This window comes from Pseudomonas sp. SG-MS2 (assembly GCF_009933855.1).
GTDB classification, from domain to species: Bacteria; Pseudomonadota; Gammaproteobacteria; order Pseudomonadales; family Pseudomonadaceae; genus Aquipseudomonas; species Aquipseudomonas putida_E.
This window is the reverse complement of record NZ_MOMO01000224.1, coordinates 38711-49696: the sequence shown is the minus strand read 5'-3', so window position 1 is coordinate 49696 and position 10986 is coordinate 38711. Positions and strand designations below refer to the sequence as shown.

12 protein-coding genes are annotated in these 10986 nt (G+C 63.0%); 5 read left to right on the top strand and 7 right to left on the bottom strand.

The window, feature by feature from the left end; genetic code table 11:
- Together BLX42_RS18965 and BLX42_RS18960 are read left to right on the top strand one after the other, a co-directional pair.
- Positions 1–1120, top strand: a 1120-nt coding sequence (locus BLX42_RS18965; protein ID WP_161872383.1) for a hypothetical protein, incomplete at its 5' end; no start/stop codon positions are given.
- A 162-nt stretch (positions 1121–1282) separates the two neighbouring features.
- Positions 1283–1753, top strand: coding sequence for a DUF4265 domain-containing protein (locus BLX42_RS18960; RefSeq protein WP_046788035.1), 471 nt, complete (start codon positions 1283–1285; stop codon positions 1751–1753).
- Positions 1754–1757: 4 nt separating this feature from the next.
- On the opposite strand, the gene BLX42_RS18955 is transcribed toward BLX42_RS18960, so the two are convergent.
- The 4 genes from BLX42_RS18955 to cysK form a co-directional block, all read right to left on the bottom strand.
- Complete coding sequence (locus tag BLX42_RS18955) at positions 1758–2639, bottom strand: DMT family transporter (protein WP_161872382.1); 882 nt, start codon at positions 2637–2639, stop codon at positions 1758–1760.
- A gap of 114 nt (positions 2640–2753) precedes the next feature.
- Positions 2754–2915 (bottom strand): hypothetical protein, encoded by a 162-nt coding sequence (locus tag BLX42_RS26705; RefSeq protein ID WP_174142309.1) that lies wholly within the window; start codon positions 2913–2915, stop codon positions 2754–2756.
- A 126-nt stretch (positions 2916–3041) separates the two neighbouring features.
- The gene (locus BLX42_RS18950; protein WP_161872381.1) at positions 3042–3977 is read right to left on the bottom strand and encodes an aspartyl/asparaginyl beta-hydroxylase domain-containing protein; all 936 of its coding nucleotides are present in this window, start codon (positions 3975–3977) and stop codon (positions 3042–3044) included.
- Between the two features lie 157 nt (positions 3978–4134).
- Positions 4135–5109 carry a cysteine synthase A gene (cysK, locus tag BLX42_RS18945; protein ID WP_125924545.1) on the bottom strand — a complete coding sequence of 325 codons (975 nt, stop codon included), beginning with the start codon at positions 5107–5109 and terminating at the stop codon, positions 4135–4137.
- A 131-nt stretch (positions 5110–5240) separates the two neighbouring features.
- Between cysK and BLX42_RS18940 the strand changes: the two genes are divergently transcribed.
- The 3 genes from BLX42_RS18940 to BLX42_RS18930 all read left to right on the top strand — a co-directional run bounded on the left by BLX42_RS18940 (position 5241) and on the right by BLX42_RS18930 (position 8482).
- On the top strand, positions 5241–6314 hold the full coding sequence (locus BLX42_RS18940; RefSeq protein ID WP_161872380.1) for a DUF748 domain-containing protein: 1074 nt from the start codon (positions 5241–5243) through the stop codon (positions 6312–6314).
- 131 nt (positions 6315–6445) lie between these two features.
- Positions 6446–7291: a MoxR family ATPase gene (locus tag BLX42_RS18935; RefSeq protein WP_012315697.1), complete on the top strand. Its 846-nt coding sequence runs from the start codon at positions 6446–6448 to the stop codon at positions 7289–7291.
- 12 nt (positions 7292–7303) lie between these two features.
- Positions 7304–8482, top strand: a complete 1179-nt coding sequence (locus BLX42_RS18930) for a VWA domain-containing protein (RefSeq protein ID WP_012315698.1) — start codon at positions 7304–7306, stop codon at positions 8480–8482.
- A gap of 109 nt (positions 8483–8591) precedes the next feature.
- On the opposite strand, the gene BLX42_RS18925 is transcribed toward BLX42_RS18930, so the two are convergent.
- The 3 genes from BLX42_RS18925 to BLX42_RS18915 are packed head-to-tail and all read right to left on the bottom strand — an operon-like array spanning position 8592 to position 10977.
- Positions 8592–9509, bottom strand: a complete 918-nt coding sequence (locus tag BLX42_RS18925) for a biotin-dependent carboxyltransferase family protein (protein ID WP_161872379.1) — start codon at positions 9507–9509, stop codon at positions 8592–8594.
- A complete protein-coding gene (gene pxpB, locus BLX42_RS18920) occupies positions 9506–10201 on the bottom strand; it encodes a 5-oxoprolinase subunit PxpB (protein WP_161872378.1) in 696 nt (231 codons plus the stop codon). Before pxpB ends, BLX42_RS18925 begins: the two co-directional genes overlap by 4 nt.
- Entirely contained in the window at positions 10198–10977 is a 780-nt protein-coding gene (locus BLX42_RS18915; RefSeq protein WP_161872377.1) for a 5-oxoprolinase subunit PxpA, read from the bottom strand. Before BLX42_RS18915 ends, pxpB begins: the two co-directional genes overlap by 4 nt.
- Between the last annotated feature and the right edge of the window lie 9 nt (positions 10978–10986).

Genomic DNA, 10986 nt, shown 5'->3' with positions numbered 1-10986 from the left:
CCCGCATATTGCCTGGCGCAGCGACGACGGCCAGAGCAGCCTGGATATCGGCGGCGCCCTGCGCGTCAATTACCGCGACGAACACTGGGACACCACCGAAAACAACGGCCGCTTCCTCTTCGATACCTTCCGCCTCGATGTGCAGGCCAGCCATCGCCAGCTGTTCAGCGATGTCGGCTACTGGTTCCAGGACGACGGCAAGCGCTCGATCGACCGTGGCTACATTGGCTACCGCTTCAGCCCCCAAGCCAACCTGCAAGCCGGGGCGCCGTTCAAACCGTTCGGCCTGGAGCCGTATCCACAGTTTGGCTGGAGCTATCACATACCGTTCTTCATGGGCTACGGCGTCAGCGCAGGCAAAGGCCTCAAATACAGCTACAAGGATGCGCAGTGGGACCTGCAATTGGGTTACTTCCCGCGCATGCTGCCTTCAAGCCTGCGCTACTCACCGGAAGTCGGGCGTTATGCCGACCTCGACGACAACGCCGTGCCGTTTACCCAATCGCGCCAAGACAACGAGAAACACAACCAGGTCAACGCCCGTGTCGCCCGTACCTTCAGCGGCGATGGCTGGAAGACCGAGCTGGGTGCCTCGCTGGCGGCTGCCGAGCTGTACAACGCCACCACCCATGACGACGGCGATTACTGGGCAGGCGGAGTCCACGCGCTGCTCAACAGTGGCCCCTGGACGGTGACGGGCCAGGCGATCCGCTATGAGTACGATCCGAAGAACCCGGCGGGCGTCAGCAACGACGCAGTGCTGATGGGCGGCAACGGCCTGACCCCTGCATACCTGATCGCCTCCAAGGCCACCATCGCAGCGGTCAACGTCGGCTATGACGTGCTGACCCCGAAGCTTGGGCAACTGAAAAAGATCAAGCTCTATACCGACTACAGCCGGATGATGAAAGATGAACAGGACTGGGACGATTCGCAGATGTTCACCGTTGGCGCGCAGTTCCTGGCCATGCCGATCATGGCCTGGGTCGACCTGACCTGGGCGCGCAATGCCAACCCGTTTGGGGGGGCGGAAAATGGCACAGGCTGGACCAGCACCAGCTCGGTGGGCAGCAATGACTGGTATTACCGGACCAATATAAACATTGGGTATTACTTCTAGCAGCCTGGGTGGCCTGCACCGGCCCTATCGCCGGCAAGCCGGCTCCTACAGGAGCTGCGCAGCGCACTACCGATGGGAGCCGGCTTGCCGGCGATAGGGCCAGTACAGACAACAACGCCAAAGGGCATTACGATAAGCAGCCCTCACGACACGTAACGCCCCATGCCCCCCGAGCAAACCCCAGCCTACAAGATCGTGCTCTGGCGCCTGGAGCAGGATGCCCAAGGCTACCCACCCGCATCGGTCGAAGGCCTCTGGGCAAAACGCACCGCGGCTGGCTACCAGGTCGACAGCATCCCCTTCTATGCCTACGGCATCGCACCTGGCGACACCATCAGCATCAGCGAAGAGGGCGAGCAATCCTGGTTCGAAGGCTTGCTGCACAGTGGCGGCGCTTCGGTATTTCGCGTTCTTGTGAAGGCAGGCGGTGATCTGGAACAGGTTCGTGCGGCACTCGAAGATTTCGGCTGCCCCAGCGAAGTCGAAAAAGCGGTCAGGATGCTGGCCGTCGAAGTCCCGCCTTCGCGCTCACTCGACACCCTGCTCTACTACCTGCTGACGCAGCGCGAAGCCGGCACCCTGGACTTCGAGGAAGGCGTGCTGCGCCACGCCATCCCCGAAGAGTTTCGCTGACGGCCTATGCTTGGGCCATGCGACTGGCAGGCTTGCTGAACACGAACAGCAAACCGACCACAATCAGCCCCATTCCCAGCAGGCTGAGCGGTGCCAGGCGATTACCGAAGATCAGGAAGTCAATCACCGCAGTCACCGCTGGCACCAGGTAGAACAGGCTGGTGACGTTGACCAGATTACCTTTGGCGATCAGGCGGTACAGCAGCATGGTCGCCAGCAGCGAAACCACCAGCCCCATCCACAGCAGCGCACCAATGAAACTGCTGCCCCATGCAACGTGCAGTGGCTGCAGCGGCGCGAACACAGCGCACATGGCAAACCCCGCCAGATACTGCAGGCCCAGCGTGCCCATGGGGTTGTCGGTGATGCGTTTTTGCAGGATCGAGCCAAAGGTCATGCTGCCCAGCGCCAGCAAGGCAAACAGCATCCCGGCCAGCGACACTCCGCCGAGGTTGATACCCTGATAGACCACCATCACCAGCCCGCCGAGCCCCAGGCCCAGACCGAACAGCCGACGCCAGGAGCGCTGGCGCTCCATCAGCACCACAGTGAGGATCGGTTGTACTCCCATCACTGTGGCCATCACGCCGGGGGTCACGTGGGTATTGAGCGCCAGCAGGTAGAAGATCTGGTAGGCACCGAGCAACACGCAGCCGGTGCCAAGGGCTCGCAACATCGCCCCACGTGTGCGCGGCCAGCGCAGGCCCAGCAACGGGCCGATCAGCAGCAACCCGGCGAGTGCCAGCGCTGAGCGCAGCAGCAGGAAAGCAAACGGGCTGGCATGGGCCAGGCCAAGTTTGGATACGATGGCGCCACTGCTCCACAGCAGGACGAACAGGCTGGTAGTGGCCGCCGAGGCCACGGATGCTTTGGAAAAGACAGACATGCATGCACCTGTATTCGGGCAGATAAGCCGAACGGTGGGCGTGAACTTCAGTTAGGGAAGCCGCCGACCGTGTTCAGTAGGTTGCGCGTGTGACGGGATGCGGCCAAAGGCCGGTCAGCCCGGCACAACCACGCAGCGAGGCGGAGCTACGCCGCCTACAACGCCACTGACAGGTGGTGGGTAATGACTGATCATGGCCGGCTGCTGGCTGCCACGCACGGCCCCGCCCGCGACTGGCGCGATGGCAAAGCTTGCGGTGGACAGGATGGCAGGCATGAGCAGGTCTTCGGGGAGGTGAATGCGCTGGAATATAGCGGTGAATCAGGGCCAGGACAATAGCTGGCTTCTGTGATGCCTGTTGGGCCCTGTCGCCGGCGATAGGGCCCTGCAGGCACCGAAACTTCAGAACAACCAGCGATACAGCAGGTACGCCACAGCCACCGCCAGCACCGGCCGCAGGATGCGGTAGGCCTTGGGGTTGGCACGCTTGAACTGCTTCACGCGGGTGCTGATCCTGTTGCTGAAGCGCTTGCTCCAGGCATACGCCTGGTTGATCCCGCCCACCCGCTCGTCATCGGTGTTCTGCGGTGCAGTGGCGCGGCCCAGGAAGGCGCTGACCTTGCGGTTGATGCGGGCCATCAGCGGGTTGCTGAGCGGGCGTTCGATGTCGCAGAACAGGATCACACGGGTGACGTCGGTTTCGTTCTTGACCCAGTGCACGTAGGTCTCGTCGAACATCACGTCCTCGCCATCACGCCAGGCGTAGGCCTGGCCGTCGACGTAGATGCGGCAATGGTCGGAGTTCGGCGTGGACAAGCCCAAGTGATAGCGCAGCGAGCCGGCGAAGGGGTCGCGGTGCGGGTTGAGGTGGCTGCCGCCGGGCAGCAGGGCAAACATCGCGCCCTTGACGTTGGGGATGGCGCTGACCAGCTCGACGGTCTTCGGGCACAGCGCCTCGGCCGACGGCAGCGGTTTGTCGTACCACTTCAGGTAGAAACGCTTCCAGCCCTTCTTGAAGAACGACCCGAAGCCTGCGTCATTGTCTTTTTCGGCGGCGCGGATGTAGCCCTCATCGAACAGGCGCATGGCCTCCTCACGGATCTGCTGCCAGTTGTCCTTGAGCACGTCCAGCTCAGGGAAACGCTGGCGGTCCAGGTACGGCTTGGACGGCACCCCGGAGAAAAAGTACATCAGGCTGTTATAGGGTGCGAACAGCGCAGAATGGTTGACGAACTGGCGCAGGACTGGCAATCGCGCCTTGCCGCGCAGGTGGACGAACAGCACGCTGCCAAAAAAAACCAGCAGGACACCTGCCTTGGCGACGAAGGAAAAGGTCATGCAACACTCCTTGGAAAGGGAGCAGGCCAGCGCTGCCTGCCCCCATCAAAAATCATCCTGCCATCATAAACCCATCACGCCCAGGTAAAAACAACCCGGGCGGGAACTCACTCATGAAGATTTTGCAATAAACCCGAGCGCAGGGGCAGCTTGCCGCTTACTGCTGGTTCTCCTGCTCGCTGAACATGTCGGCGAACAGCATGCTCGACAGGTAGCGCTCGCCGGAGTCGGGCAGGATTACGACGATGGTCTTACCCTGCATCTCTGGCTTTTCCGCCAGCCGCACCGCAGCAGCCATCGCCGCGCCGCAGGAAATGCCGCAAAGGATGCCCTCCTCCTGCATCAGGCGGATGGCCATCGCCTTGGCCTCGTCATCGGTCACGGTCTCGACCTGGTCGACGATCGACAGGTCAAGGTTCTTCGGCACAAAGCCGGCGCCGATGCCCTGGATCTTGTGCGGGCTGGGCTTGAGCTCCTCACCGGCCAGGGTCTGGCTGATCAGCGGCGAGGCCACAGGCTCGACCGCCACCGAGAGGATCGACTTGCCCTGGGTGTGCTTGATATAGCGCGACACGCCGGTAATGGTGCCACCGGTGCCGACACCGGCCACCAGCACGTCGACCGCACCGTCGGTGTCGTTCCAGATCTCCGGGCCGGTGGTCTTTTCATGAATGGCCGGGTTGGCCGGATTGTCGAACTGGCCTGGCAGGAAGTACTGCGCCGGGTCCGAGGCAACGATCTCGTTGGCCTTCTCGATCGCGCCTTTCATGCCCTTGGCCGGCTCGGTCAACACCAGCTCGGCGCCCAGGGCCTTCAGCACCTTGCGACGCTCCAGGCTCATCGAGGCCGGCATGGTCAGGACCAGTTTGTAGCCACGGGCGGCGGCGACGAAGGCCAGGCCAATGCCGGTGTTGCCCGAGGTGGGCTCGACGATGGTCATGCCGGGCTTGAGCTTGCCGCTGCCCTCGGCGTCCCAGACCATGCTCGCGCCGATACGGCACTTGACCGAGTACCCAGGGTTGCGCCCTTCGATCTTGGCCAGGATGGTCACACCGCGCGGGGCGATGCGGTTGATCTGCACCAGCGGCGTATTGCCGATGGAATGGGCGTTGTCTGCGTAGATACGGCTCATGGCAGGGTCCTTGGCATGAAGTGGCGGGGAAGGCTTAAAGGGTAAGCCTGCCCCGTTGGCCCGTAAAGCCCGTTCGAACTCGCCCGGGCGGCCTGCGGTCAACCGCACAACCCGCCTTGGAGATCACTGCGATGAAAGCCCGTTATCGCTGGCCACTGGTCGGCCTGGCCAGCCTGGTCGTGCTGTTGGTGGCCCTGCACCTGGCGCTGCCTTACCTGGTGCGCGACTACCTCAACGACAAGCTGGCGGACATGGGTGAGTACCGTGGCCAGGTCACGGACGTGGAGCTGGCCTGGTGGCGCGGGGCCTACCAGATCAACGGGCTGAAGATCGTCAAGACCAGCGGCAAAGTCCCGGTGCCGCTGCTCGATGCGCCACTGATCGACCTGTCGGTGAGCTGGCACGCGCTGTGGTACGACCATGCCGTGGTGGCTGAAGTCACCTTTGTGCGCCCGGTGCTCAACTTCGTCGACGGCGGCAACAAACAGGCCTCGCAGACCGGTCAGGGCACAGACTGGCGCCAGCAACTGGAAAAACTGCTGCCGATCACCCTCAACGATGTGCGCATCGATGACGGCACGCTGACCTTCCACAACTTCAACTCCAAGCCGCCGGTCGACCTCAAGGCCACCCGGCTCGACGCCAATATTCGCAACCTGACCAACGTACGGGACGACAAAGGCCGGCGCGACGCCAGCTTCGAGGCTAAAGCCCTGCTGTTGGGCGATGCCAGGGTGCAGAGCCGCGCGACCTTCGACCCGTTCAGCGACTTCGATGATTTCGAGTTCCGGCTGCGCGCAACCGGCATGGAGCTGCGCAGGCTGAACGACTTCGCCAGTGCCTATGGCAAGTTCGATTTCAATGCCGGGCACGGCGATGTGGTGATCGAGGCCCAGGCGGAAAACGGCCGGCTCAATGGCTACATCAAGCCGTTGCTGCGCGACGTGGACGTGTTCAACTGGCAGCAGGACATCGAGGACAAGAACAAGGGCTTTTTCCGCTCGGTGTGGGAAGCGCTGGTCGGGGCCAGCGAAACGGTGCTGAAGAACCAGCCGAAAAACCAGTTCGCCACCCGTGTGGAACTCAGCGGCAGCGTGCACCAACAGAACATCAGCGCCTTCGAGGCGTTTTTGCAGATTTTGCGCAACGGGTTTGTCCAGGCGTTCAATGCACGCTATGAGCAACCTGCGCCCGATTCCGACTGAACAGGCGTGACGAGCCATTCAGGGACTGAATACCCGGTCTGCGTTTGCAGCCGCCTGGGGCCGGGGTATAGTCGCTGACAACCAATGAAGACATGCCGTACCTGTACTGGCCCCCGCAGAGGACACTCCCGATGAAGTTCGAAGGCACCCGCGACTACGTCGCCACAGACGACCTGAAACTGGCGGTCAACGCGGCCATCACCCTCGAACGCCCACTGCTGGTCAAGGGCGAGCCAGGCACCGGCAAGACCATGCTTGCCGAACAGCTGGCCGCCTCCTTCGGCGCCCGCCTGATCACCTGGCACATCAAATCCACCACCAAGGCCCATCAGGGCCTCTACGAGTACGATGCGGTCAGCCGCCTGCGCGACTCCCAGCTGGGCACTGAAAAAGTCCACGATGTGCGCAACTACCTGAAAAAGGGCAAGCTCTGGGAAGCCTTCGAGGCCGAGGAGCGGGTGATCCTGCTGATCGACGAAATCGACAAGGCTGACATCGAGTTCCCCAACGACCTGTTGCAGGAACTCGACAAGATGGAGTTCTACGTCTACGAAATCGACGAGACCATCAAGGCCAAGCAACGCCCGATCATCATCATCACCTCGAACAATGAAAAAGAACTGCCCGACGCGTTCCTGCGCCGCTGCTTCTTCCACTACATCGCCTTCCCGGACCGCGACACCCTGCAGCAGATCGTCGATGTGCACTACCCCAACATCAAGCAATCGCTGGTCAGCGAAGCGCTTGACGTGTTCTTCGACGTGCGCAAGGTGCCGGGCCTGAAGAAAAAGCCCTCCACCAGCGAGCTGGTCGACTGGCTCAAGCTTTTGATGGCCGACAACATCGGCGAAGCGGTATTGCGCGAACGCGACCCGACCAAGGCGATTCCGCCGCTGGCCGGCGCCCTGGTGAAGAATGAGCAGGACGTTCAACTGCTCGAACGCCTGGCCTTCATGAGCCGGCGCGGCAACCGCTGACAGGAGCCGGCCATGCTGCTCAACCTGTTCAACGAAATGCGTGCGGCCAAGGTGCCGGTATCGGTTCGCGAACTGCTCGACCTGCTCAACGCCTTGCAACAGCGCGTGGTGTTCGCCGACATGGACGAGTTCTACTACCTGGCACGGGCCATCCTGGTGAAGGACGAGCGCCATTTCGATAAGTTCGACCGGGCTTTCTCGGCCTACTTCAAAGGCCTGGAAAACCTCGACCGGCACCTCGAAGCACTGATCCCTGAAGACTGGCTGCGCAAGGAGTTCGAGCGCTCGCTGACGGATGAGGAACGTGCACAGATCCAGTCACTGGGCGGCCTGGACAAACTGATCGAGGAGTTCAAGAAACGCCTGGAAGAGCAGAAGGAACGCCACGCCGGTGGCAACAAGTGGATCGGCACCGGCGGCACCAGCCCGTTCGGCTCTGGCGGTTTCAACCCTGAAGGCATCCGCGTGGGCGACGCCGGCAAACGTCAGGGCAAGGCGGTGAAGGTCTGGGACCAGCGCGAGTACAAGAACCTCGACGACCAGGTCGAACTGGGCACGCGCAACATCAAGCTGGCCCTGCGCCGGCTGCGCAAGTTCGCCCGCGAAGGCGCCGCCGAGGAGCTGGACATCGACGGCACCATCGACCATACCGCACGTGACGCCGGGCTGCTGAACATCCAGATGCGCCCCGAACGGCGCAACACGGTCAAGCTGCTGTTGCTGTTCGACATCGGCGGCTCGATGGATGCCCACGTCAAAGTCTGCGAAGAGCTGTTCTCGGCCTGCAAGACCGAGTTCAAGCACCTGGAGTACTACTACTTCCACAACTTCGTTTATGAATCAGTGTGGAAGAACAACCTGCGGCGTACTTCGGAGCGCTTCTCCACCTTCGATCTGCTGCACAAATACGGCGATGACTACAAGGTGGTGTTCGTCGGCGACGCGGCCATGGCGCCCTACGAGATCACCCAGCCCGGTGGCAGTGTGGAGCACTGGAACGAAGAGGCCGGGTATGTGTGGATGCAGCGCTTCATGGAGAAATTCAAGAAGATCATCTGGATCAACCCGTATCCGAAACAGGCCTGGGATTACACGGCATCGACACACCTGGTGCGTGACCTGATCGAGGACAAGATGTATCCGCTGACCTTGCAAGGGTTGGAGGATGGCATGCGGTATCTGTCCAAGTAGTTTGGCCTGTACCGACCCTATCGCCGGCAAGCCCCACAGTTACAACTAAGCATTTGAGCCTTGTGGGGTACCCGCGGGAGCCGGCTTGCCGGCGGTAGCGCCGGTAGCGTCACCGCCAACCGTTCAGGCAAGCCTGCTGCTCCCGCCAGGCCTCTTCCTGCACCACCGCCCTGAACCGCACCGCCGCCCCCGGCATGCACTGGGCCAACTGCGCCAACGCCAACGGCGTCAACGCCCCCAGCCGCGGATAGCCACCGATGGTCTGCCGGTCATTGAGCAGCACGATCGGCTGCCCGTCCGGGGGCACCTGCACCGCCCCTAACGCAATACCCTCCGAAATCATCGGCGCGCCCTGATAAACAAGCTGCGGCCCGAGCAAACGAATGCCCATGCGGTCGCCACGGCTGTCCAGCGTCCAGTCACGGTTGAACGCCTCGAACAGGCTCATACCGCTGAAATCACCGATCTGCGCGCCCATGACCAGATTGAGCACGGGCTTTTGCCGATAATGGGGGCGCAGCACCTCTGGCACTTCGCGCTGGGCCGGCTGCGTGCCGGCAAACGCCAACAATTGCCCTTTGCCTAGCGCGGCCCCTCGCCCATCGGTGCCACCCAGTGCTTCACGCACAACAGTGGCGCAGCTACCCAGCACGGCTTCACCTTCAAACCCGCCCGGCGCCGCAAGATAAGCACGCACGCCCTGCTTCGGTTGCTTCAAGGTCAGCCGCTGGCCCTTGGCCAAGGCAAAGCTGCGCCAGGGTGCCAGCGGCTGGTCATCGACACGAGCATCCAGGTCGGCACCGGCCAGGGCGAGTACGCAATCCTGCTCGGCCACTACCGTGAAGCCGCCCAGCGCCACCTCGACCACCGGCGCACCCAACGGGTTGCCCAGCAGCCAGTTGGCCCAATTCATCGCCACCCAATCCAGCGCACCGCCCTGGGTCACCCCCAGGTGCCGCACACCAAAGCGCCCGGCATCCTGCAACTGGCACAAGGCGGTGCTGGCTTCGATTTTCAATTGCGTCATGCCTGTGCCTCCAACGGGCTGTCGTCACCACCCAATGCCAGGAACTCGGCATGGGACACCGCCACGAAGCGCACCCGATCGCCCGGCTGCAGCAGGCTGTAGCCTTCACGCTCGTGGTCGAACAGGCGAACCGGAGTGCGCCCTATGAGGTTCCAGCCGCCAGGCGACACGGCGGGATAGGCCGCAGTCTGGCGCTCGGCAATGCCGACACTGCCGGCCGCCACGCGCTTGCGCGGAGTGCTCAGCCGCGGGGATGCCAGGCGTTCGTCCACCAGCCCCATGAAACCGAACCCCGGAGCGAAGCCAAGGGCGAACACCGGGTACTCACGCTCACTGTGCAGGCGGATCACCTCTTGCTCGCTCAAGCCGCTGCGTGCGGCCAGCAGCGGCAGCTCAGGGCCGACACTGGCGTCGTACCACACGGCAATCTCTTGCCGGCGACCGCTGGCGCCCGCGTCTGGCTGCAGCCCCTCCAGCGCCTGGTCGATCAACGCCCTCGCCTGCCCTGGCGGCATATCGAACTGCACCATCAGCGTGGTGTAGGACGGCACCAGGTCCACCAGGTGCTCACCGAAGGCGGCACTCAAGCGGTGGCTCGCGGCGAGCAGCCACGGCATGTTGGCCTCGTCGATCCGGTCGAACAGGCGCACCATCAGGCTGTCGATCGCAACCACTTCGATACGTAGCTTCATGCCGGCCCCAGCGCATCGAGGGCCTGGCGGATCTGCCGCACCGCCGCCACCGAGCTGTCATTGTCGCCGTGCACGCACAGGGTACTGGCGTGCAGGCGCAAGGCGCTGCCATCGTCGGCCAACAGCGTTTCACCACGGGCCAGGCGCAAGGCCTGCTCGACCACCAGGGCCGAATCGTGATGAACCGCACCCGGCAGGCGCCGCGACAGCAAATGGCCGCTGGCGGTATAGGCGCGGTCGGCGAACGCTTCGAACCACAGCGGCACGCCAACCTCGTCACCCAAGGTTTGTGCTGCGCTGTCGTCGGCAGTGGCCATGAGCATCAAGGGCAAGCCAGCGTCATACGCCGCCACGGCTTCGAGCACGGCTCGCAGCTTGAGCGGGTCGGCCATCATGTCGTTGTACAGCGCGCCGTGGGGCTTGATGTAGGCCACTCGGCCACCCTGGACCTTGCAGATACCGTCAAGAGCGCCGATCTGGTAGTGCAGCAGATCGCGAATTTCCTCGGCACTGCAGGCCATGGAGCGGCGACCGAAGCCGACCAGGTCCGGGTAGGCCGGGTGGGCGCCGATGGTCACGCCATGCTGCAGGGCCAGGGCCACGGTACGGCGCATGGTGCCGGGGTCGCCGGCATGGTAGCCGCAGGCGATGTTGGCGCAGTCGATGTAGGGCATTACCTCGGCGTCCAGGCCCATGCGCCAGCTGCCGAAGCTTTCACCCATGTCGCAATTGAGTCGCAGGCGTTTCACCTGGCGTGCTCCCGTGTCGATGTTCATGTGCCTACC

Bases quoted from the DNA above. Each gene is read 5' to 3' on its own strand.
- BLX42_RS18960 (WP_046788035.1), top strand. From the start codon at position 1,283: ATGCCCCCCGAGCAAACCCCAGCCTACAAGATCGTGCTCTGGCGCCTG.
- BLX42_RS18955 (WP_161872382.1), bottom strand. From the start codon at position 2,639: ATGTCTGTCTTTTCCAAAGCATCCGTGGCCTCGGCGGCCACTACCAGC.
- BLX42_RS26705 (WP_174142309.1), bottom strand. From the start codon at position 2,915: ATGCCTGCCATCCTGTCCACCGCAAGCTTTGCCATCGCGCCAGTCGCG.
- BLX42_RS18950 (WP_161872381.1), bottom strand. From the start codon at position 3,977: ATGACCTTTTCCTTCGTCGCCAAGGCAGGTGTCCTGCTGGTTTTTTTT.
- cysK (WP_125924545.1), bottom strand. From the start codon at position 5,109: ATGAGCCGTATCTACGCAGACAACGCCCATTCCATCGGCAATACGCCG.
- BLX42_RS18940 (WP_161872380.1), top strand. From the start codon at position 5,241: ATGAAAGCCCGTTATCGCTGGCCACTGGTCGGCCTGGCCAGCCTGGTC.
- BLX42_RS18935 (WP_012315697.1), top strand. From the start codon at position 6,446: ATGAAGTTCGAAGGCACCCGCGACTACGTCGCCACAGACGACCTGAAA.
- BLX42_RS18930 (WP_012315698.1), top strand. From the start codon at position 7,304: ATGCTGCTCAACCTGTTCAACGAAATGCGTGCGGCCAAGGTGCCGGTA.
- BLX42_RS18925 (WP_161872379.1), bottom strand. From the start codon at position 9,509: ATGACGCAATTGAAAATCGAAGCCAGCACCGCCTTGTGCCAGTTGCAG.
- pxpB (WP_161872378.1), bottom strand. From the start codon at position 10,201: ATGAAGCTACGTATCGAAGTGGTTGCGATCGACAGCCTGATGGTGCGC.
- BLX42_RS18915 (WP_161872377.1), bottom strand. From the start codon at position 10,977: ATGAACATCGACACGGGAGCACGCCAGGTGAAACGCCTGCGACTCAAT.